Origin of the sequence: Micromonospora yangpuensis (genome assembly GCF_900091615.1) — a bacterium.
GTDB lineage: Bacteria > Actinomycetota > Actinomycetes > Mycobacteriales > Micromonosporaceae > Micromonospora > Micromonospora yangpuensis.
In genome coordinates this window covers 2,033,213-2,054,886 of sequence record NZ_FMIA01000002.1, presented here as the reverse complement: position 1 = coordinate 2,054,886, position 21,674 = coordinate 2,033,213, and the positions used below count along the sequence as shown (strand labels likewise).

Annotated in this window: 22 protein-coding genes; 9 read left to right on the top strand and 13 right to left on the bottom strand. The window is 71.8% G+C overall.

Going from position 1 to position 21,674, the window contains the following annotated elements:
- Positions 1-22: 22 nt before the first annotated feature.
- A complete protein-coding gene (gene miaB, locus GA0070617_RS09455; RefSeq protein ID WP_091435624.1) occupies positions 23-1,501 on the bottom strand; it encodes a tRNA (N6-isopentenyl adenosine(37)-C2)-methylthiotransferase MiaB in 1,479 nt (492 codons plus the stop codon).
- A gap of 170 nt (positions 1,502-1,671) precedes the next feature.
- On the opposite strand from miaB, the gene GA0070617_RS09450 reads away from it, so the two are divergent.
- Complete coding sequence (locus GA0070617_RS09450) at positions 1,672-1,878, top strand: DUF2277 family protein (protein WP_091435623.1); 207 nt, start codon at positions 1,672-1,674, stop codon at positions 1,876-1,878.
- Between the two features lie 49 nt (positions 1,879-1,927).
- On the opposite strand, the gene GA0070617_RS09445 is transcribed toward GA0070617_RS09450, so the two are convergent.
- Together GA0070617_RS09445 and selD are read right to left on the bottom strand one after the other, a co-directional pair.
- On the bottom strand, positions 1,928-2,407 hold the full coding sequence (locus GA0070617_RS09445; protein ID WP_091435622.1) for a hypothetical protein: 480 nt from the start codon (positions 2,405-2,407) through the stop codon (positions 1,928-1,930).
- Between the two features lie 186 nt (positions 2,408-2,593).
- Positions 2,594-3,583 (bottom strand): selenide, water dikinase SelD, encoded by a 990-nt coding sequence (gene selD, locus GA0070617_RS09440; protein WP_091435621.1) that lies wholly within the window; start codon positions 3,581-3,583, stop codon positions 2,594-2,596.
- Positions 3,584-3,800: 217 nt separating this feature from the next.
- Here selD and GA0070617_RS09435 point away from each other — a divergent pair, with 217 nt between their 5' ends.
- The 6 genes from GA0070617_RS09435 to GA0070617_RS09405 all read left to right on the top strand — a co-directional run bounded on the left by GA0070617_RS09435 (position 3,801) and on the right by GA0070617_RS09405 (position 9,061).
- Complete coding sequence (locus tag GA0070617_RS09435; RefSeq protein ID WP_091435620.1) at positions 3,801-4,556, top strand: amino acid ABC transporter ATP-binding protein; 756 nt, start codon at positions 3,801-3,803, stop codon at positions 4,554-4,556.
- A 57-nt stretch (positions 4,557-4,613) separates the two neighbouring features.
- On the top strand, positions 4,614-5,492 hold the full coding sequence (locus GA0070617_RS09430; protein WP_091435619.1) for a glutamate ABC transporter substrate-binding protein: 879 nt from the start codon (positions 4,614-4,616) through the stop codon (positions 5,490-5,492).
- 41 nt (positions 5,493-5,533) lie between these two features.
- Positions 5,534-6,241 (top strand): amino acid ABC transporter permease, encoded by a 708-nt coding sequence (locus tag GA0070617_RS09425; RefSeq protein WP_091435618.1) that lies wholly within the window; start codon positions 5,534-5,536, stop codon positions 6,239-6,241.
- Entirely contained in the window at positions 6,238-7,203 is a 966-nt protein-coding gene (locus GA0070617_RS09420; protein ID WP_091435617.1) for an amino acid ABC transporter permease, read from the top strand. Before GA0070617_RS09425 ends, GA0070617_RS09420 begins: the two co-directional genes overlap by 4 nt.
- Positions 7,204-7,537: 334 nt before the next feature.
- Entirely contained in the window at positions 7,538-8,089 is a 552-nt protein-coding gene (locus GA0070617_RS30465) for a hypothetical protein (protein WP_175440478.1), read from the top strand.
- Between the two features lie 318 nt (positions 8,090-8,407).
- Positions 8,408-9,061 (top strand): RlpA-like double-psi beta-barrel domain-containing protein, encoded by a 654-nt coding sequence (locus GA0070617_RS09405; RefSeq protein ID WP_091435614.1) that lies wholly within the window; start codon positions 8,408-8,410, stop codon positions 9,059-9,061.
- Between the two features lie 246 nt (positions 9,062-9,307).
- Here the strand turns inward: GA0070617_RS09405 and rny are convergent, their stop codons facing one another.
- On the bottom strand, positions 9,308-11,074 hold the full coding sequence (rny, locus tag GA0070617_RS09400; protein WP_091435613.1) for a ribonuclease Y: 1,767 nt from the start codon (positions 11,072-11,074) through the stop codon (positions 9,308-9,310).
- A gap of 30 nt (positions 11,075-11,104) precedes the next feature.
- On the opposite strand from rny, the gene GA0070617_RS09395 reads away from it, so the two are divergent.
- On the top strand, positions 11,105-11,320 hold the full coding sequence (locus GA0070617_RS09395; protein ID WP_091435612.1) for a hypothetical protein: 216 nt from the start codon (positions 11,105-11,107) through the stop codon (positions 11,318-11,320).
- 381 nt (positions 11,321-11,701) lie between these two features.
- Here the strand turns inward: GA0070617_RS09395 and GA0070617_RS09390 are convergent, their stop codons facing one another.
- From GA0070617_RS09390 to GA0070617_RS09365, 6 genes are all read right to left on the bottom strand, one after another.
- Positions 11,702-12,457 carry a regulatory protein RecX gene (locus tag GA0070617_RS09390; RefSeq protein ID WP_091435611.1) on the bottom strand — a complete coding sequence of 252 codons (756 nt, stop codon included), beginning with the start codon at positions 12,455-12,457 and terminating at the stop codon, positions 11,702-11,704.
- 7 nt (positions 12,458-12,464) lie between these two features.
- Positions 12,465-13,511, bottom strand: a complete 1,047-nt coding sequence (recA, locus tag GA0070617_RS09385) for a recombinase RecA (protein WP_091435610.1) — start codon at positions 13,509-13,511, stop codon at positions 12,465-12,467.
- Positions 13,512-13,695: 184 nt separating this feature from the next.
- On the bottom strand, positions 13,696-13,896 hold the full coding sequence (locus tag GA0070617_RS09380) for a DUF3046 domain-containing protein (RefSeq protein ID WP_091435609.1): 201 nt from the start codon (positions 13,894-13,896) through the stop codon (positions 13,696-13,698).
- Positions 13,897-13,899: 3 nt separating this feature from the next.
- Positions 13,900-15,369 carry an MFS transporter gene (locus GA0070617_RS09375; protein ID WP_373868425.1) on the bottom strand — a complete coding sequence of 490 codons (1,470 nt, stop codon included), beginning with the start codon at positions 15,367-15,369 and terminating at the stop codon, positions 13,900-13,902.
- Between the two features lie 559 nt (positions 15,370-15,928).
- Positions 15,929-16,129 carry a DNA-binding protein gene (locus tag GA0070617_RS09370; RefSeq protein WP_175440477.1) on the bottom strand — a complete coding sequence of 67 codons (201 nt, stop codon included), beginning with the start codon at positions 16,127-16,129 and terminating at the stop codon, positions 15,929-15,931.
- A 207-nt stretch (positions 16,130-16,336) separates the two neighbouring features.
- The gene (locus tag GA0070617_RS09365; RefSeq protein WP_091435606.1) at positions 16,337-17,044 is read right to left on the bottom strand and encodes a UdgX family uracil-DNA binding protein; all 708 of its coding nucleotides are present in this window, start codon (positions 17,042-17,044) and stop codon (positions 16,337-16,339) included.
- 258 nt (positions 17,045-17,302) lie between these two features.
- Between GA0070617_RS09365 and leuE the strand changes: the two genes are divergently transcribed.
- Positions 17,303-17,959, top strand: coding sequence for a leucine efflux protein LeuE (gene leuE / locus GA0070617_RS09360; RefSeq protein ID WP_175440476.1), 657 nt, complete (start codon positions 17,303-17,305; stop codon positions 17,957-17,959).
- Positions 17,960-18,051: 92 nt separating this feature from the next.
- Here the strand turns inward: leuE and GA0070617_RS09355 are convergent, their stop codons facing one another.
- From GA0070617_RS09355 to GA0070617_RS09345, 3 genes are all read right to left on the bottom strand, one after another.
- Positions 18,052-18,969 (bottom strand): sporulation protein, encoded by a 918-nt coding sequence (locus tag GA0070617_RS09355; RefSeq protein ID WP_091435604.1) that lies wholly within the window; start codon positions 18,967-18,969, stop codon positions 18,052-18,054.
- 11 nt (positions 18,970-18,980) lie between these two features.
- A complete protein-coding gene (locus GA0070617_RS09350) occupies positions 18,981-20,045 on the bottom strand; it encodes a hemolysin family protein (RefSeq protein ID WP_091435603.1) in 1,065 nt (354 codons plus the stop codon).
- 138 nt (positions 20,046-20,183) lie between these two features.
- Entirely contained in the window at positions 20,184-21,542 is a 1,359-nt protein-coding gene (locus tag GA0070617_RS09345) for a hemolysin family protein (protein ID WP_091435602.1), read from the bottom strand.
- Between the last annotated feature and the right edge of the window lie 132 nt (positions 21,543-21,674).

Below are 21,674 nucleotides of genomic sequence, written 5' to 3'. Positions count from 1 at the left end.
CGGCCCGTCAGGGCTCGGCCCGTCAGTGCGCGGCGCAGCCGGCGGTCGGTGCCGGCAGCTCGGCCGGCGGGCCCACCGCCGGCAGGCCCAGCAACACCCCGGGGGTACGCGGTACCCGCCCCGCCTCGGCGGCGTCGCCGGCCCGGGTACGCCGGTGCGACACCGGCTCGCCGTCGGCGTTGAGGTGGTGCGGGGCGGCGTAGGTGACGGTGGTGTGCACGATGTCGCCGGGCCGGACCTGCCCGGCCAGCGAACCCACGTCGAAGTGGACCAGGCGGCCGTCCCGGGCCCGGCCGGACATCCGGCCGGTCCGCTCGTCCTTGCGGCCCTCGCCGACGGCGACCAGCACCTCGACGGTCTGGCCGACCAGCTTCCGGTTCTCCGCCCAGGTGATCTCCTCGACGCAGGCGATCAGCCGCTCGTAGCGTTCCTGCACGACCTGCTTGGGCAGCTGACCGTCCATGGTCGCGGCCGGGGTGCCGGGGCGCTTGGAGTACTGGAAGGTGAACGCCGAGGAGAACCGGGCCGCCCGGACCACGTCGAGGGTGGCCTGGAAGTCGGCCTCGGTCTCGCCGGGGAACCCGACGATGATGTCGGTGGTGATCGCCGCGTCCGGCATCGCCGCCCGGACCCGGTCGATGATGCCCAGGTACCGCTCCGACCGGTACGACCGGCGCATCGCCCGCAGCACGGCGTCGGAGCCGGACTGCAACGGCATGTGCAACGAGTGGCAGACGTTCGGGGTCTCGGCCATCGCGGCGATCACGTCGTCGGTGAAGTCCTTCGGGTGCGGGCTGGTGAACCGGACCCGCTCCAGCCCGTCGATCTCACCGGTCGCCCGCAGCAGCTTGCCGAAGGCGTACCGGTCGCCGAACTCCACGCCGTAGGAGTTGACGTTCTGGCCGAGCAGGGTCACCTCCAGCACACCGGTGTCGACCAGGGCGCGCACCTCGGCCAGGATGTCGCCGGGGCGGCGGTCCTTCTCCTTGCCGCGCAGCGCCGGCACGATGCAGAAGGTGCAGGTGTTGTTGCAGCCCACCGAGATCGACACCCAGCCGGCGTAGGTCGACTCGCGCCGGGTCGGCAGGGTCGACGGGAAGACGTCAAGCGACTCCAGGATCTCCACCTCGGCGGCGGCGTTGTGCCGGGCCCGCTCCAGCAGCACCGGCAGCGACCCGATGTTGTGCGTGCCGAAGACCACGTCCACCCAGGGTGCCTTGCGGACGATCTCGCCGCGGTCCTTCTGGGCCAGGCAGCCACCCACGGCGATCTGCATCCCGGGCTTGCGGGTCTTGACCGGGCGCAGGTGGCCGAGGTTGCCGTAGAGCCGGTTGTCGGCGTTCTCGCGCACCGCGCAGGTGTTGAAGACCAGCACGTCCGGGTGCTCGTCCCCGGTGCCCATCCGCACGTAGCCGGCCTGCTCCAGCAGGCCGGAGATGCGTTCGGAGTCGTGCACGTTCATCTGGCAGCCGTACGTCACGACGTTGTAGGTCTTCGCCACCTCGGTAGCGCCCCTTTCCCTCGGGCTACCAGGGTAGCGGCCCGCCCGGCCGCCGCCCGCGCCCGGCGGCGCACCGGGTGCGCAGGTGGGGGTCGACTACCCTCACTGTCGGTGCCGGGTCGCGCCACCGCAGGTGTCGGCCGGGTTCGGCACGAGGCGAGGAGGAGACCGTGTGCCGCAGCATCAAGACCCTGCGTGAGCCGTACACGCCGGAGGTGACCCCGGCGGACGTCGACGCCGCCGCCCTGCAGTACGTCCGCAAGATCTCCGGTTTCCGGGCCCCCGCCGCCCACAACGCCGCCGCCTTCGACGCGGCGGTCGCCGCGGTCGCCGCCGCCACCCGCACCCTCCTGGCCGACCTGGTGGTCCGCCGGTAGGGGCGGCGCCCCCTGACCAAGGCGGCCGGGGGGCACCTGCTGGCGGGGGTCAGGCGGCGGCGGGAGCGGGGCGCACCGAGTCGGGGGTCCAGCGTGAGCGGTGGCACCGGGACCAGCCCCGGCAGCCCGGGTCGGCCTCGGTGCAGAGGCGCTGGCCGCGCAGCACCTCGCCGTCGTCGGTCTCGGTCAGCTCGAAGTGCACCGGGCGGATCGTGCCGTCCGGCGCGACGAGCAGGTGCCGCCCGGCGTCCAGGGTGTCGTCGCGCAGCAGGCAGTTGCGGCCCAGCAGCCGGGCCAGGGCGGCGATGCAGGTCTGCTCGGAGAGCTGCTCGGGCACCCCGTAGCAGTCCACGATGGTGCCGAACTCACCCGGCGCCTCCCAGACGTCGCAGATCACCGCGTACGTGGGCAGCCGGGCCGGATCCGCCACCGCCAACGGCATCACCACCCGGCCGAGCGCCTCGGCCAACGCCGGATAGACCTCCACCGGGCGGACCCGCTCGATTCTCCAGTTCCACAGCTCGGTCATGCCACCTCCTCGCTGTGCTCGTCCCCACCGGCCTCCGGATCGGGCCTTACTGACGATGGTGCGCGGCATTTCACCCGAACCGGGGGCAAGTTACCGGTCTGTGACCATTATGGGCAAAATTTCCATCGGAGCCCTTCCAGTGAGTGACCGGAAGATGACAGTTTATCGGCTCCGGTGGCGTGCGGCTCAGCGCAGCACCAGCAGGTGTTCGCCGCGGGGCAGCAGCTCGCCCACCACGGGTGCGCCGGGCAGTTCCCCGGCGACCAGCAGCCCGCCCGAGGTCTGGGCGTCGGCCAGCAGCAGCCGCTGGGCCTCGTCGGTCGGCCCCACGTCGGTCCAGGGGGTCACCCACTCCAGGTTGCGCCGGGTGCCGCCGCTGACGTACCCGTCACGCAGCGCCTCGGCCGCCCCGGACAGGTACGGCACCCGGGCCACGTCGATGGCGACCGTCAGCCGGCTGGCCCGGGCCAGCTTCGCGGCGTGCCCCAACAGCCCGAAACCGGTCACGTCGGTGCCGCAGCGGATCCCGGCGTCCACCGCCGCCCGCGCCGCGTCCCGGTTCAGGGTGCTCATCGTGGCGACCGCCTCCGGGAAGACCTCACCGGTGGCCTTGTGCCGGGTGTTGAGCACCCCCACCCCGAGCGGCTTGGTCAACGACAGCGGCACCCCCGCCCGCCCGGCGTCCAGGGTGATCAGCTCCTCGGGGCGGACCGTCCCGGTCACCGCCAGGCCGTACTTGGGTCCGTCGTCGTCGACGCTGTGCCCGCCGGCCAGGTGGCAACCGGCCAGCCGGGCCACGTCCTGCCCGCCGCGCAGCACCTCGGCGGCCAGCTCCACCGGCAGCAGCTCACGCGGCCAGCAGAGCAGGTTGAGCGCGAGCAGCGGGGTGCCGCCCATCGCGTAGACGTCCGACAGCGCGTTCGCCGCGGCGATCCGTCCCCAGTCGTACGGATCGTCCACCACCGGGGTGAAGAAGTCGGCGGTGCTGACCAGGCCGGTGCGTGCGTCGAGGCGGACCACCGCCGCGTCGTCGCCGTGGTCCAGGCCGACCAGCAGTTCGGCGGTGCCGCTGGGCGGGCCGAGACCGGCCACCATCGCCTCCAGCTCTCCGGGAGGGATCTTGCAGGCGCAGCCGCCGCCGCGGGCGTACCGGGTCAGTCGTACCGGTTCGGTCATCCGGCCATGATCTCCCCGGCCGGGTGTCCCTCGCCACCGAAAGGCCTTACGGCGGCCCGGAACCGGCCCTTCGGCGACGGTAATTCGGATTCCCGACACGGTTACGGACCGGTGTTACACCCTCGTGACCATCTGAGTTGCGTTGCGCCACGTCACCCCGCCTACAGTTGCCGCACCGGGGGTTCATCCGACCCCGGATCGGCGTGACGACAGGACGGTGAACGACGTGACGACGGGCGAACCGCTCATCGTGCTGGACGGGGTCAACAAGCACTTCGGGCCGCTGCACGTGCTGCAGGACGTCGCGCTCTCGGTCGGCCGGGGCGAGGTGGTGGTCGTGATCGGCCCCTCCGGCTCCGGCAAGTCGACCCTGTGCCGGGCGATCAACCGGCTGGAGCCGATCGACTCGGGCACCATCACCTTCGACGGGCAGCCGCTGCCCGCCGAGGGCAAGGCGCTGGCGAAACTGCGCAGCGAGGTCGGCATGGTCTTCCAGTCGTTCAACCTCTTCGCGCACAAGACCATCCTGGAGAACGTCACCCTCGGTCCGATCAAGGTCCGCAAGGAGAAGCCGGCCGCCGCCCGCGAGCGGGGTCTGGCCCTGCTCGACCGGGTAGGCATCGCCAACCAGGCCGACAAGTTCCCCGCCCAGCTCTCCGGTGGCCAGCAGCAGCGGGCGGCGATCGCCCGGGCGTTGGCCATGCAGCCCAAGGCGATGCTCTTCGACGAGCCGACCAGCGCGCTGGACCCGGAGATGGTCGGCGAGGTGCTGGACGTGATGACCTCGCTGGCCCGGGAGGGCATGACCATGGTCGTGGTCACCCACGAGATGGGCTTCGCCCGGCACGCGGCGAACCGGGTCATCTTCATGGCCGACGGCCGGCTCGTAGAGGACGCCGAGCCGAACGAGTTCTTCGCCAACCCCCGCAGCGAGCGGGCCAAGGACTTCCTGTCGAAGATCCTGACGCACTAGTTGTGTCTGTTGTGGAGCGCGCCGCCCCCGGTGGGCTCTGTCGAGAAGGAGAAGTGTATGCGTATCAAGCGCGTTGCGGCGCTCGCGGCGGCAGCCACCCTGGCGCTGGGAATGGCCGCATGTGGCGGCGACGATGCCGAGGAGGGTACCGGCGCGGGCAGCAAGTCGTTCGCCGCCGGTAGCACGATGGAGCGGCTGAACAAGGCCCAGGCCATCAAGATCGGCACCAAGTTCGACCAGCCCGGCTTCGGTCAGAAGGGCCTCTCCGGTGACCCGGAGGGCTTCGACGTCGAGGTTGCGAAGATCATCGTCAAGGAACTCGGCATCCCCGAGGACAAGATCGAGTGGGTCGAGGCCCCCTCCAAGGTCCGCGAGGACGTGATCGTCAACGGCACCGTCGACCTGGTCGCGGCGACGTACACGATCAACGACACCCGCAAGGAGCGCATCGCCTTCGCCGGGCCGTACTACGAGGCCGGCCAGAACATCATGGTCAAGAAGGGCGACACCTCGATCACCGGCCCGGACTCCTTCAAGGACGGCGCCAAGAAGGTCTGCTCGGTCACCGGCTCCACGCCGGCCGAGGAGATCAAGAAGTACGTCAAGGACGTCGGCTCGCAGCTGGTGCTCTTCGACACCTACGACAAGTGCCGCGACGCCCTCACCGGCGGCCAGGTCGACGCCGTCACCACCGACAACGTCATCCTGCTCGGCTACATCGCCAAGGACGAGAACGCCTTCCAGCTCGCCGGCGAAAACTTCACCAAGGAGCCGTACGGCATCGGGGTGAAGAAGGAGGACACCGACTTCCGTGCCTTCATCAACGACACGCTGGAGAAGGCGTACGGCGACGGCAGCTGGAAGAAGGCCTGGGACGACACCGCCGGCAAGTTCGGCGCCGAGCTGGGCGAAGCCCCGGCCGTGAACCGCTACTGATCTGATCCGTTGGTCTGGAGGGTGGGGAGGAAGTCCGGCCCGTGAATGTGCTCATCGACAGGTTCGACGTCTTCGCGGGTGGTTTCTGGCTCACCCTCCAGATCTGCGTACTCGCCGCGGTCGGTGCCCTGGTTCTGGGTGCCGTCCTGGCGATCCTGCGGATCTCCCCGGTGCCACCACTGCGGGCGGTCGGCACCGCCTACGTCAACATCTTCCGGAACCTGCCCCTGACCGTCGTGTGGTTCTTCGCCGCCTTCGGCCTGCCGGCACTCGGTTCCAACGCGGACTTCCTCCGCATCCCGCTGCTGGACTCGCTGTTCAGCCGACTCGGCACGGACCTGCCGTACTTCCGGTTCGCGCTGGTCGCGCTGGTGCTCTACACCGCCGCGTTCGTCTGTGAGGCGCTGCGCTCGGGCGTCAACGCCGTGCCCGCCGGGCAGGCCGAGGCCGCCCGGTCGCTCGGCCTCACCTTCGGCCAGAACCTGCGGTACGTCGTCCTGCCGCAGTCCTGGAAGGCCTCGATCGTGCCGCTCGGCTCGGTCATCATCGCCATGATCAAGAACTCGGCGCTGGCCGGCTTCTTCGGTGTCGTCGGTGACCTGTCCCAGTCGGCCGACCAGCTCACCTCCGCCGAGGGCCAGGCCTTCATCCCGGTGGCCATCGGCATCTCGATCGGATACCTGATCATGACCGTGCCGCTCGGCGCCCTGCTCGACCGGATCGAGAAGCGACAGGCGGTGGCCCGATGAGTCAGCAGAGCGTCCTGTACGACGTACCCGGCCCCCGCCAGCGCCGGCTCACCCTGATCGGCAGCGTCGTGGCCACCGTGCTGCTGCTGGCCGTCGCGTACCTCCTGATCTACCGCCCGCTGGACGACAAGGGCCAGTTCTCGATGGAGCTGTGGGGGCCGCTGATCGACCCCTCCAACGAGAACTTCTCCCAGGTCTGGGACCGGATCGGGGTCGGCTTCAAGAACACCCTGACCGCCGCGGCACTGGCCATCGTCGCCTCCCTGGTCGTCGGCACCGCCCTGGCGGTCCTGCGGATCCAACTCAAGAGCCTGGCCGCCCGACGGTTCACCGGCTTCGCCCAGCCCGTCTCCTACCTGCTGCGCGGGCTGAGCCTACTGCTGTCGGCGATCACCCGGATCTGTGTGGAGGTGTTCCGGGGCCTGCCGGTGGTGCTCACCATCTTCTTCGTCGCCCGCGGCTTCCCCGAGTTCGGCATCTCGCTGAGCACCCTGACGTACCTGGTCATCGGCCTGACCATCTACAACTCGGTGGTCATCGCCGAGATCCTGCGCTCCGGCATGGAGGGTCTGCCCGGCGGCCAGCGCGAGGCCGCCGCGGCGGTCGGCCTGTCGCCGCTGCAGACCACCCGGCTGATCCTGCTGCCACAGGCGTTCCGGATCATGCTGCCGGCGCTGATCAGCCAGCTCGTGGTGGTGCTCAAGGACACCTCGCTGGGCTTCATCATCAGCTTCGAGGAGACCCTGAACATCGGCAAGCAGATCATCGGTGTGCTGGACAACCCGATCCAGGTCTACGTCGTCATCGGCGTGCTGTTCATCGTGGTCAACTACTCGCTGTCCAAGCTGGCCCAGTACGTCCAGCACCGACTCGCCCGGGGCCGTCGGACCGCCGACACTCCGGACGCGGCACCGCCGCCCGCCCTCGCCGCCGCCACCCTCGGCCAGGACTCCAAGACCTAGGCCGGTGTACGGCCCGACGCCGGCTCGGACTCAACGTCAACAGGGGCCGTGCCCGCCGACTACTCGGCGGGCACGGCCCCTGATCTGTTTCCCGGTACGGCCGTCCAGCTCCCGGCGTCGACGGTTGTCGCCGGCCGGCCGAGCGGCGGACACTGTCGACCTCCTCGGCCGACCCGCCGCAGCCCCACGGCGGTTAGTCTCAGGCCCGCACCCCGGGCGGTGCGGGCGGCGGCGAGCCGTGGTGCCCGCGTCACGTCCGTCGCCCCGACCGTGGTGTGTCACCTGTCGAGCCTGCGGTGACCGGTGGAGCCGGGGCGACGACAGGAGGCACAGCATGGTGATCGCGGGCGGCCCGCAGGGCGTCGCGAATCGGGCGGCGCAGCCCCGCCGGGGCGGTACGGCGGCGCAGCCCCGCCGGGGCGGTACGGCGGCGCAGCCCCGCCGGGGCGGTACGGCGGCGCAGCCCCGCCGGGGCGGTACGGCGGCGCAGCCCCGCCGGGGCGGTACGGCGGCGCAGCCCCGCCGGGGCGGTACGGCGGCGCAGCCCCGCCGGGGCGGTACGGCGGCCACGGTCAGCGCCATCCTGGCCACGGTGCTGCTGGTGGTGGTCGCCCTCGTCGTGGCCCTGGTGGCGATGTTCCTCCCGATGGCTGCCGCCGGCTGCGGCGCGTCGGGCACCGAGGGGCTGCTGGTCTGCAACGCGTTCGGCCACCTCGTGATGCTCGGCGCCCCCTTCGGCGGAGCCGTGCTCGGGGTGCTGCTGGCGCTGGTCGGCTTCCTGCCGTTCCCGCTCCGGCACCGCCGGGCCATCTTCATCGGCGCCGGCTACCTCGTCGTCCTCGGTGGCCTCGGGCTCGCCTTCCTCGTCGCCTTCAGCGGCTGGTGACGCCAGCGCCGCTGACAAGTGGCCCCGCGGCTTTGGGGAGATCTGTGGTCGCCAGGGCGACCACAGATCTCCCCAAAGCCATCGGCCGCACGTCCGACAGGTGAGTCACGGCGGGTGGGTGGGTGGGCGGGTCACGGTGGGTGGGTGGGCGGGCGGGTCACGGTGGGTGGGTGGGCTGCCGGTACCTGTTGGCTACCTCCGCCAGCGCTCCACCGACCACCTTGCGCGACCTCAACGGAAGAATGTGGGGTCCCGAGCCGATCCGTGCCGCGCTCTCCGCCGTACCCATCGTCGGGTATCCGAACAGAGGAGCGAGGCATGCACGGGCGAGGCGGAACGACCGGTCGGACGCGAAAGGTCCTGCTGGGTGCGGCGGCGGCCACCCTGCTCGGCGGCGCGTTGGTCGTCGGCACGGGGCTGGGCAACGCCGGCGAGAACTGCGCCGGCCTGGACACCGCGCTGCGCAACAACCTGACCTTCATCGCCGACCAGCGGGCCAACCCGGACGCCCTCTCCGCCGACCGGATCGCCAACCGGCAGGCAGTGGTGGACCTGCTCCAACAGCGCCGCGCCACCGCCGGCTGCACCGCCGAGGTCCGGGTGGACGCCCCGACGGCCCCACCGGCGGCGACCCCGCCCGCGGCAGCTCCGCCAGCGGCCGCCCCCGGTCAGCAGCCCCCGGCCGAGACCGGCGGCGGGGACGCCGGCGACGGGACCGGGGCCGGCGAGGTGGTCTGCGCGGGCTCCACCGTCACCCTGTTCAACGAGGCGGCCGGGCCGGCCGCGTCCAGCGGCACCTTCCCGGTCGGCACCCGGCTCAAGGTGACCAACCTGGACAACGGCAAGAGCATCACGGTGACCGTGACCAGCCCGTCGGGCAGCTGCGTGCTGCTCAACGACGCGGCGTACGAGCAGGTCCGGGAGGCGGGCAAGTTCGTCATCCGGCGGGCCGTGGTCGAACGGGTCGGCTGACCCGTACCCGCCCCGCGCCGGTTCGTCGGTCAGCTGGACGGCAGGAAGGGCTGCCCCGTCAGGGGGACAGCCCTTCGTCGTCTCACCAGCCCGTCGCGTTGCTCCCACTCGGGCTCCCCCTCCCGCTCGGGCTCCGGCTCCCCCTCCCCCTCCCCCTCCCGCTCGGGCTCGGGCTCGGGCTCCGGCTCGGGCTCCTACTCGGGCTCCCCCTCCCGCTCGGGCTCCGGCTCGGGCTCGGGTTGCGGCTCAGCGGGCGATCTCGGTGACCCGGGACTCGCGGACCACCGTCACCCGGATCTGACCCGGGTAGGTCAGCTCCTCCTCGATCTGCTTGGCCACGTCGCGGGCCAGCACCGCCGCACCGATGTCGTCGACGTCGTCCGGCTTGACCATCACCCGGATCTCCCGGCCCGCCTGCATGGCGAAGACCTTCTCCACCCCGAGCTTGCCGGCCGCGATCTCCTCGATCCGCTCCAACCGGTTGACGTACGCCTCCAGACTCTCCCGCCGCGCTCCGGGCCGGCCACCCGAGCAGGCGTCCGAGGCCTGGGTGAGCACCGCCTCGATGGTCTGCGGCTGCACCTCGTTGTGATGCGCTTCGATAGCGTGCACGACGTCCTCGGTCTCGCCGTACTTTCGGGCCAGATCGGCGCCGATGATGGCGTGGCTGCCCTCCACCTCGTGGGTAAGCGCCTTGCCGATGTCGTGCAGGAACGCGCACCGCTTGATCGTCGGTATGTCCAACCGCAGCTCGGCGGCCATGATCCCGGCGATGTGCGCGGTCTCCACCAGATGCTTGAGCACGTTCTGCCCGTACGACGTCCGGTAGCGCAGCCGACCGAGCAGGGCGACCAGCTCGGGATGGATCTCGGTGATGCCCACCTCGACCAGGGCGTCCTCGGCGGCCCGTTGGCAGAGCTGGTCCACCTCGTGCCGGGCCAGGTCGTGGACCTCCTCGATCCGGTGCGGATGGATCCGACCGTCCAGCACCAGCTTCTCCAGGGTGAGCCGGCCGACCTCGCGACGGACCGGGTCGAAGCAGGAGAGCAGCACCGCCTCGGGGGTGTCGTCGATGATCAGGTTGACCCCGGTGACCGACTCGAAGGCGCGGATGTTGCGCCCCTCCCGGCCGATGATCCGCCCCTTCATCTCGTCACCGGGCAGGTGCAGCACACTGACCACGCTCTCCGCGGTCTGCTCGCTGGCCACCCGCTGGATCGCGTCGACCACGATGTGCCGGGCCCGGTGTTCGGCGGTGCCCCGGGCCTCGGACTCGATCTCCCGGACCAGGATCGCCGCCTCCCGCTTGGCCTGGGTCTCGATCACCTCGACCAGTTCGGTACGGGCCGCCTCGGCGGTGAGGCCGGCGATCCGCTCCAACTCCCGGCGGCGCTGCTCCTCGGCCTCGGCCAGCGCCTCCTCCCGCTGCGCCAGCGCCGACTCGCGCGCCGCCAACGCCGCACTGGCCGCGGTGAGCTGCCGCTCCCGCTCGGCGAGCCGCTCCACCTCCTCGGTGTGCATCCGCTCCCGCTCGTCCATCCTGGCGGCCCGCCGCTCCACCTCGGCGGCCTGCTCGCGGGTGGTGGAGGCCAGGACCGCCACCTCCCGCTCCCCGCTGCGCCGGGCGGTCGAGCGCAACTGCTCGGCGTCGGCCTCGGCCTGCTTGTGGGCCCGTTCCAGGACGGTGTCGGCCTCCACCCGGGCGGCGTCGAGCACCCGCCGCGCCTCGGCCCGGGCCGCCTTCGCCTCCGCCTTGGCCGCTGCCGCCTCGGCCCGGGACGCGGCAGCCGCCGACTTCGCCACGTCGATGGTGCTGTTGGCCTCGTCGGCGGCGCTGCGCAGCGCCGCCAGGGACTGCTCCTGGCGGTCCTTCTCGGCGATGAACGCCGGATCCTCCGGAGCCGGTGCCGCCGTGAAGCCCCGCAACAGCCGGGCCCCGAAGATCACTGCGCCGACCACGACCAGCGTCAGGAGCACCACCGACGCGAGGATCACCACGTCGAAGGCGCTCATGCCGCCCCCGCGGGCCTGTGCCGCACCACCATGGCCGCCGCCTCCCCTGAACACGTCTACGCCACCGGTGGCGTGCCGGGTGGGCACGCCCCCTGCGGCCTCCTGGACGCCCGACCGGAGCGGCTGGCCTTGGGTAGCTTCTCGTGGTCGACGGTGTCCGGGGACAGCGCCGACGGCGGGATGCGGTTGTCACGTCAGCACCGATCCGGCCTGGTCGGCTACGCCGTCCAGCACCGAGAGAGCTGACCCAAATGATGCTGTTCTGTTATGCGTTCTATGTTGTGCACGTAGCCTGCATGGTCGGGCAATGTGAGCCTGTATGGCGAGGCTAGGTCTCCGAGGGCCTTCCGGTCAAGGAGTCATGATCAAACCCCCCGAACGGAGAGAAGTTGAAAAGTGACTCTCCGCTGATCGACGATCCGGACATGAGCAGACATAACTAACCCTACCCACCGGTCACATCGGCCCGATCGGCTCCGAGCGTAGTCATCGCCGTCACCCGCGGCACCTGACCCGACTCGCCGGACAGTGCTCCGGCTCGCCCTCCACAGCGGCCAGCGCGTCGGCTCAGCGATCCGGCCTGCCCTCGGCGTCGGCTCAGCGGTCCGGCTCGCCCTCGGCGTCGGCTCAGCGATCCGGCTCGCCCTCGGCGTCGGCCAGGGCATCGGCGTCTATCCGGTCGGCGAACTCGGCCGCCTCCGCGCTCTGCTCGGCGAGGGCGTCCTTCACCGCCCGGATCGCCACGCCGGCGGGATAGCCCTTGCGGGCCAGCATGCCGACCAGCCGACGGAAGACCGCGTCCGGCTCGCCCCGGGCGGTCCGCAGCTTCCGGTCGACCAGCGCGCGGGCCGTCTCGGCCTCGGTCTCCTCGTCCAGCTCCTCCAGCGCCTCGCTCGCGGTGTCGCCGTCTACGCCACGCTGGCGCAGCTCGTTGGCGAGCGCCCGGCGAGCCAGCCCCCGGCCGGTGTGCCGGCTCGACACCCAGGCGCGGGCGAAGGCGGCGTCGTCGATGATGCCCACCTCGTCGTACCGGTCGAGCACCTCGGCGGCGACCTCCTCGGAGATCCCCCGCCGGGCCAACGCCCCGGCCAGCTCCGCCCGGGTACGCGGCCGAACCGCGAGCTGACGCAGGCAGATCTCCCGGGCCACCTCCGACTCGGGCCGTGGCGGCCCCGACCCACCGCCGCTGCGCCGGTCATCGCCCGGCTGACCGTTGCCTGCCTCGGGGCTGCTGCCCGCCTCGGCGCGGCCCCGTCGAGCCCGACGCTGCCGGGGACCGGCCGCCCCGCTCAGCTGAGGGTCGACGGCCTCATCGGTGGCCTCACCCGTACGGGGCGGGCTGGCATCCCAGCCCCGCCCCGTACGGGCGCGTCGTCCCGCCACCCGCCGATCAGAAGTCGACCGGCGGCAGCTCCGGGCCACCGGCGGCGTCACCCGCGCCGACGCCGACGCCGAGCTTCTCCAGGATCTTCTTCTCGATCTCGGCGGCCACGTCCGGGTTCTCCTTCATGAACTCCCGGGCCTTCTCCTTGCCCTGCCCGAGCTGGTCGCCGTCGTAGGTGTACCAGGCACCGGACTTGCGGATGATCGCCTGCTCCACGCCGACGTCGATCAGCGAGCCCTCACGGGAGATGCCCTTGCCGTACATGATGTCGAACTCGGCCTGCTTGAACGGCGCGGCGACCTTGTTCTTCACGACCTTGACCCGGGTCCGGTTGCCGACCACGTCGGTGCCGTCCTTGAGGCTCTCGATCCGGCGCACGTCGAGCCGGACCGAGGCGTAGAACTTCAACGCCCGCCCACCGGTGGTGGTCTCCGGGCTGCCGAACATGACCCCGATCTTTTCGCGGAGCTGGTTGATGAAGATCGCGGTGGTGCCGGTGTTGCTGAGCACGCCGGTGATCTTCCGCAGCGCCTGGCTCATCAGCCGGGCCTGGAGGCCGACGTGGCTGTCGCCCATCTCGCCCTCGATCTCGGCGCGCGGCACCAGGGCCGCCACCGAGTCGATCACGATGATGTCGAGCGCGCCGGAGCGGATCAGCATGTCCGCGATCTCCAGCGCCTGCTCGCCGGTGTCCGGCTGGGAGACCAGCATCGCGTCGGTGTCGACGCCGAGGGCCCTGGCGTACTCCGGGTCGAGCGCGTGCTCGGCGTCGATGAAGGCGGCGATGCCGCCGGCCCGCTGGGCGTTGGCCACCGCGTGCAGCGCCACCGTGGTCTTACCGCTGGACTCCGGGCCGTAGACCTCGACGACCCGGCCCCGGGGCAGACCGCCCACGCCGAGCGCCACGTCAAGGGCGATGGACCCGGTCGGGATGACCGCGGTCTGGACGACCGGCCGCTCCCCCAGCCGCATCACCGAGCCCTTGCCGAACTGTTTGTCGATCTGAGCGAGAGCAAGGTCGAGTGCCTTCTCCCGGTCAGGCCCTGCTGCCATGGTTGCCACCCCTGCCTTCGCCGGCGTCTTTCCTGAGCTTCGCGTCACGCGGACACGCTAGGCGCTGGGTCCGACAGAAAACCAGCCGACGGGCCGCGAGCTGTGGACGAGCACCCAGCTGTGGACAATAGCCGAACAGGTGTACGACTCGGCAAGCGACACGCGGAGCGAGGAAAAGCGCTGCTCAGCGTAGTCGGGCAGGCACCCGGTCCGGGTACGCGGCGCAGACCGCGCGCCACACGACGTGGGTCTGCTCACCCGCGGCGAGGGCCTGTTCGACGGTGCGCCCACCGAGCTGCGACAGCACCTGGTCGGCGGCGATGCTGGGCGCGTACCCCGGGCCGAAGGCCTCCTCCAGCCGGTCCCAGAAGTCGGTCAGCCGCACGGATCACTCCTCCTCGTCCGGCACCCGGTTCGGTGCCGGCTCGGCCGGCGGTGCCGGCCGCAACGCTAGCGCCACCAGCGGCCCGAGCGCGACCGCCGCGAGCAGGGCCAGGGTGGGGTACCCGGCCACCTGCATGACGAATCCGCTGGCCGCGCCGGCCCCCGCCCCGGCCAGCCCCATGGTCAGGTCGGACAGCCCCTGGACGGTCGGCCGGACCTCTGTCGGCACCGACTCCGACAGCAGCGTGGAGCCGGCCACCATCGTCGCCGACCAGCCCAGCCCGAGCAGGACCAGGCCGAGGGTGAGCCGGACGGTGTCGTGTCCGGCGGTGCCGGCGACCACGCAGGCGGCCAGCAGCGTGGCGGCCCCACCGAGGATCACCGCGCGCCGGCCCAGCCGGTCGGTGAGCCAGCCGACCACCGGGGCGAGGGCGTACATGCCGGCGATGTGCAGGCTCAGCACCAGGCCCACCACCGGCAGGACCTCGGCGTCGGTGTGCGACTCGTGCAGGCGTACCGGGGTCATCACCATCACCGCCACCATCACCAGGTGACCGACGGCCACCGCGGCGATGCCGAGCCGGGCGGCGGGTCGGTGACGTACCACCGACCAGGCCGTGCGCACCCCCGCGCCGCGCCGGGTCCGCGCGGCCGGGCTGACGACCGCCCCGACCTTCGCCACCACGGGCCCGCCCGCCGGCGCGACCGGATCGGCGGACGCGACGGACCCACCGCCGACGGACGTGCCGGGATCGACGGACGCGGCAAGATCAGCGGGCGCGACGGGATCGGTAGGCCCGGTGGACGCGGCGGGATCGGTGGGCGCGGTGGTGAGGCGGCGGGCGGTGAGCAGCGGGTCGGGGCGCAGGAACAGCAGGAGTACGCCGGCGGTGAGCACGAAGGCGACAGCGCTGAACGCGAACGGGCCGGAGAGCCGGGGCAGCCCCCAGCCGGCGGTGGCCTCGTCGGTCAGTGCGGCGAAGTTCGGTGCCGCCACCGCGCCGATGGTGGTGGCCCAGACGATCAGGGAGAGCTGCCGTCCCCGCCGGGCAGGCTCGGCCAGGTCCACCGCGGCGTAGCGGGCCTGAAGGTTAGCCGCGCTCCCGCCGCCGAAGAGCAGCATGCCGACGAAGAGCAACGGTACCCACCGGGTGACCGCCGCGAGCACCGTCAACACCCCGCCGGCCGCCCCTACCAGGTAGGCCACGGCCAGGCCGGGTCGGCGACCGTGGCTGACCATGAGCCGGGTGATCGGCACGGCGAGCAGGGCGGCCCCCACCACCGCGGCGCTCTGGGCGACCCCGGCCACCGCCGTACCGGCCAGGTCGGCGGCGAGCAGCGCCCCGACGGCGACGCCGATGGTCACGCCGATCCCGCCGATGATCTGGGTGACGAAGAGCAACCGCAGGGTACGCCGCTGAATGCCGGCGACGTCGGGCCGTACGCGCGGGGGCAAGCCCGTGGTGGTCAGCACTGGCACCATCCCATCCTCACCCGCCCCCCTTGCCCGCAAGGAAGGGCCCCCTGTTAACGCCTACGGTAGAGCGGGGAACCCCTCTCACCACCGGCGCGGCGTCCTGCCCGCCCCGTCCCGGTGCCAGACGATCGCTCGCCCCGGTCACCGTGTCCCTGGCCGGAGTCGGCCGGCCCGAAAGATCTTGGAAAGAATCGGCCCCTCCGGAGGGGAGTTTTCCTTCCAAGTTCACCCCGGCTGTTGCAGGTGCCTCGCAGGTACGAAAACAGGACAAGTCACTGCAATGCCCCGATGCTTCCCATCCACCCCCACCACCTCACGCCCCCCGTCACCGCCGAGGCGGTCCCCGGAGGTAGATCTTGGACACTTACCGTCCAAATAGAACGGTAAGTGTCCAAGATCTACCCACCGGTCGGGAGCCGGGGCAGGTTGGGGGTTGGTGTGGTGACTGGATGCCGGACCACCTTGCGTCCACCTGTCCCGTGGGGTTCGCGAGGCGTCGACAGCAGCCCGGGTGATGAGAAGGAAAGCGGCCCGCTCCTGCGCCGGTCGGCACAGGTCAGCTTTCGTCCAGGCCGGGGCGGTGCTCAGCGAGCCACGCCTCGACGTCCTCGGTCAGCCACACGTTGCCCATTTGAAGGTGCGCGACGGGTTCGGGAAAGCTGCGGTGACTCGTGATCTGGTAGACGCGCTGACGGTACACCCCACCGAGCATCGCCCGGATCTCCGCCGAACCGACCAGGCGCAGCCCCCTCGTCATGCCACCGACACTAGGCGCACGCCACCAGGCCGTCATCAACGGATATGTGACTGGGGCTTCTTCCGAAGGATCGAGCATTGTCCCCGGCCGGGCTCAGGACAGGTCGATCCGGTAGTCGAGGCTTGCCCGGTCCGGGAGCCGGCGACCGGCACCGACACCGACACCGACACCGACAGGTCAACGGACGTTCCCTGGCGACGTCGGGCGTCACCCGCCGCCGGACAGGGCGCGGGCGGCGACGGTGAGATCGGCGACGAGTCCCTGGTACGCCTGGTCCCGGTCGTCGGCGCGCAGTACCGCCGACGGGTGGATGGTGGCCAGCAGGCGGGCCGGCGGGGCGTCGGCGACCTGCCCGGCCGAGTCCACCGGTACCCGGGTGAAGTCTGCCGGGTGCTGGGCCGATGCCGGCCAGGGCAGCAGTTCGCCCCGTTGGCGGGTGACCCGGAACGTGGGGCCGAGCAGCGCCTTGGCGGCGGTCGCGCCGAGCACCACGATGATCTCCGGGCGCAGCCGGGCGAACTCGGCGACCAGCCAGGGTCGGCAGGCGGTGACGTGTACCCGGTCCGGCGTCTGGTGGATGCGCCGCTTGCCGCGCAACTCGAAGCGGAAGTGCTTGACCGCGTTGGTGAGATAGATCTGGCCGGGGTCCAGGGTGGCGTCGTCGACCGCCTGGCGCAGCAACCGGCCGGCGGGTCCGACGAACGGCAGGCCCTTCTGGTCCTCCAGGTCGCCGGGCTGCTCGCCGACGAAGACCACCCGGGCGCTGGCGTCGCCCCGGCCGAAGACGGTCTGGGTGGCGTCCCGGTGCAGCTCACAGCCCTGACAGCCGCGGGCGGCGGCGCGCAGGGCGTCGAGGGTGTCGGCGCGGGGCGGGATGAACTGCTGGGCACCGGGAGCGGTGTCGATCTCGGACATGCCGACTGTTCTACCCGTTCCCGCCCGCTACGCGCAGCAGGATCCGCCGGAAGGGACGGCGCGGAACACCGGAACCCATAACGCGCGGAACACCGGAACCGATGACGCGCGGAACACCGGAACCGATAACGCGAGACACAGAGACCGACGGCGCGAGAAACGCAGGGTCCGCCGACGCGAGGGGCAGTGGCCGACGGCACAGGTCAACCGACCGGAAAGGGGTACGCCCCAGCATGCCGCTCACCCCATGATGTCCTCGTGCTGGGTATCACCGATCTCTGGACGTACGTGCTGGGCACCGTGGCGATCATCCTGCTGCCGGGCCCCAACTCGCTCTTCGTGCTCTCCACCGCCGCCCAACGCGGGGTGGGTACCGGTTACCGGGCGGCCAGTGGGGTGTTCCTCGGCGACGGGGTGCTGATGGTGCTCTCCGCGGCCGGGGTGGCGTCGCTGCTCAAGGCGTACCCGCCGATCTTTCTGGTGGTGAAGTACGCCGGCGCGGCGTACCTCGGGTATGTCGGGGTGGGCATGCTGCGCGGGGCCTGGCGGCGCTGGCGGACCCGGCACGACCCGGATACGCCGCGACTGATCGACGCCGCCGAGCCGGCGCAGTTGCGCAGCCCGTTCCGCAAGGCGTTGGTGATCAGCCTGCTCAATCCGAAGGCGATCCTCTTCTTCGTCTCGTTCTTCATCCAGTTCGTCGACCCGGGTTACGCCTGGCCGGCGCTGTCGTTCCTGGTGCTCGGGCTGATCGCGCAGGTGACCAGCGTGCTCTACCTGACCGTGTTGATCTTCGCTGGCACGTTCCTGGCGGCGCAGTTCCGCCAGCGACGCCGGCTGGCCGCCGGGGCCACCACCGGCGTCGCGGCGCTCTTCATCGGATTCAGCGTCAAACTCGCCACCGCCACCGTCTGAACCCCGCCGCGCTCCCCGCCCCGCCACGTGCCGGCGCGGTCCCGGCACCGGGGGCCGGGACCGCGCCGGGCGAGACCGACAGCCGAGGCCGGTCAGGTGCCGTCGCCGCCGCCGATACCGGTGCCGCCGCCCGTACCGCCGAGGCCGTAGCCGGGCGGGACCGGCTCGTCCGGCGGGCGGCTGACGTGGGCGGACTCGGTGAGCTGGGCGGACCAGTCGGCGTGCGCGGCCATCTCGGCGTGCCGGTTGATGGTCGCCCGCAGCCAGCCGTCCACCAGTGCGATCCAGTCCTGCTGCTCGGCGCCGGTGTGCCAGACCCGGAACCGGCTGATGCTCTGGTGGGTGGCCCCGGCCAGGGCCAGCCGGCGGTCGGGCCAGAGGATCACCTCCAGCCCCGCCGAGTTGGTCACGAAGATCAGTTCCAGCTCGGTGATCGGGCCGGCGTACAGCGGTGCCACCCAGTATCCGAGCCGTTGGTGCAGTGGGAGCGTCTGGGCCACCCCCGGTAGCCGGCCCTGTTGCAGGCCCGCCTGACGCATGACGAAACCCAGGGTGTCCAGGGCGGCCAGGACGTGCTGCTGGGTGGGGAGCGGGTGTACGAAGACCGGCACCATCGCGGCCTGCGTCGCGTCGACGCCGACGGTGACCTCGGTACGCAACCCGGTGCGCAGCGACATCAGCGGCACCCCGCCGAAGATGGTCACCGGGGTCTCCCAGGGCAGCGGCACGGCGAAGTCGACGGCCCGTCGGCGACCGGCCGGGACCACGAACGAGCCGGCGATCGAAACCTGGTGGAACTGCACGAGGCGGTGGGGCTGACCCGGGTCGTCCGGCTCGGCCTGGGCGACCAGGCCGAGCCGGATGTGCCGCACCGGTACGTCTTCGGGGCCGGCGGTGAGCGTGACCCGGCCCGGCAACCGCAGACCGGGCCGGGTGCTCGGGCTGGTCACGGTGGTGTGCACGGCCAGTCCGGTCCAGCCGGACTCCGGTGACACCCCCGTCAACCGCACCGCCGTCTCCCCTACCTCATCCGCCGCCCGCGGGGCACCGGGTCGGTCTCGTCGTCGAACTCGCCGATGACCTCCTCCAGCAGGTCCTCCAGCGCGACGAAACCGATCGGCCGGGTGGGGCCGCCGCCGTTGCGGACCAGGGCGAGCTGGGACTGCCGGGCCCGCATCGCCGCCACCGCCTCGGTGACCGTGGCCACCGCGGGCAGGGTGAAGGCGTTGCTCATCAACTCGCCGGCGGTGGCGGCCCGGCCGGTCGTCACGGCGCGTACCGCCTCCCGGACGTGGACCAGGCCGACGACGTCTCCGCCGCCGTCGACCACCGCCAGCCGGGACCTGCCGCTTTCCCGGCTGACCTGCTCGATGCGGTCCGCCGACTCGTCCCGGCGGACCGTCACGATCCGGTCGAACGGCTCCATCACGTCGGCGACCGTGGTCCGCTGCAACTCCAGCATGCTGGTCAGCATCTGGTGCTGCTCCGCGCCGAGCAGCCCGTGCTCGCGGGACTGCTCCAGCAGCATGCGCAGCTCGCTCGGCCCGTGCACCTGCGCCAACTGGTCCTGCGGGGTCACCTTGACCAGTCGCAGCATCGCGTTGGCCCAGGCGTTCAGCAGCGACAGCACCGGCCGGGCCACCCGGGCGAACGCCCGGAACGGCAGCGCCAGCAGCAGCGCGGACCGCTCCGCGTCGGTGATCGCCCACGACTTCGGTGCCATCTCCCCCACCACCAGGTGCAGGAAGGTGACCAGGCTCAGGGCGAAGACCAACGCGACGATGTGACTCGCCGCGGTCGGCAGCCCCGCCGCGTGCAGCAACGGGCTCAGCAGCCGCTCGATCGCCGGCTCGGCCAGCGCACCCAGCCCCAGCGTGCAGAGGGTGATGCCGAGCTGCGCGCCGGCCAGCATCAGCGACAGCTCACGTACCCCGTCCAGGGCCGCCCGGGCGGCCCGGCCGCCGCCGACGGCTACCTGTTCCAGCCGGTACCGCTTGCTGGCCACCAGGGCGAACTCGGCGGCGACGAAGAACCCGTTGAGGGCCAGCAGCACCACCGACACGATCAGCGCGATCCCGGGGCTCATGCGGTCACCTCGCTACGCTCGCCGACCGCATGCCACCCGACGACGATGATTCGCTCACTCCGCTCGCTCATGCCGGCACCTCGCTACGCTCGCCGACCGCATGCCACCCGACGACGATGATTCGCTCACTCCGCTCGCTCATGCGGCCACCTCGCTACGTTCACCGGGGGCGGCGAGTTGGATGCGGACCGAGTCGGCCACGTGCCGGTCGACCGCGAGGACCTCGACCAGCGCGGTGGGGGCGCTCTCGGGGGTGTCGGGGTCGGGCGGCAGGCTGATCTCCAGCCGGTCGCCGACCTCGGGCACCCGGCCCAGCTCCCGCATGACCAGACCGGAGATGGTGTCGTACTCGGGGGCCTCGGGCAGGGCGATGCCGGTGCTGTCGGCGATCTCGTCGATACGCCACCGGGCCGGCACCACCCAGGAGCCGTCCTCCTGCCGGGCCGGTGCGCGCTCCGGTGGGTCGTCCTCGTCGAGGATCGGGCCGACCAGCTCCTCGGCGAGGTCCTCCAGCGTGATCACGCCGGCGAACCCGCCGTACTCGTCGACCACGCAGGCGAGTTGGCGGTGTCCGACCCGCAGCCGGTCCAGCACCGTCGGCAGCGGGAGGGTCTCCGGCACCAGCAGCGGCGGCCCGGCCACCGCGCTGACCGGGGTGGTGGCGCGCTCCGCCGGGGGTACGCCGAGCACGTCGGCGATGCCGACCACGCCTACCAGGTCGTCGACGCCGTCGGCGCCGCGTACCGGGAACCGGGAGTGGCCGGTGTCGAGCAGCTCGACCACCCGGCTGACCGGTTCCTGGGCCAGTACGGTGTGCACGTCGACCCGGGGCACCATGGCCTCTCCGGCGGTCAGTTCCCGGAAGTCGAGCCCCCGGTCGAGCAGGTCGGACATCTCGGCGTCGAGGTGCCCCTCCTCGCGGGACTCCGCGATGATCTGCTCCAGGTCCTTCGGGGTGGCGCCGCTGGGCAGCTCCTCGATGGGCTCGATGCCTACCCGGCGCAGCAGGCGGACGGCGGCCCGGTCGAAGAGCGTGATCAGCGGACCGGCCACCTTGAGGTAGAGCAGGGTGGAACGGCTCAGGGCCCGGGCCAGCGGCTCGGGGCGGGCGATGGCGAGGTTCTTCGGGGCCAGCTCGCCGAGGACCATCTGCACCGCGGTGGCGATGACCAGGGCGAGCGCGATGGACAGGGGCAGGGTCAGCGCCGGGGAGATCCCGACGCCGCCGAGCAGCTCGGCCAGCCCGGCGCCCAGGTACGGCTCGGCGACGTAACCGACCAGCAGGGCGGTGACGGTGATGCCGAGCTGGGCGCCGGAGAGCATGAACGAGAGCCGGGCGGTGACCTCCAGGGCTCGGGCGGCGGCCTGGTCGCCGCCCTCGGCGAGCTGCTTGAGCTTGCCCCGGTCGACGGCCACGTAGCCGAACTCCTGGGCCACGAAGTAACCGGTGGCGACGGTGAGGACGGTGATCAGGGCGAGTCCGACGACGATCAACACGGGAGTCTCACGGCTCCCGGACGTACGGTCGGGACGGGGGAACGCCGGGCAGGACCCGGCTGGCTACTGCTGCCCTCCTGGGCAGAAGAGTCGATCATGCCCACCATTTTATCGGCGTCAGCTGTGCCTTCG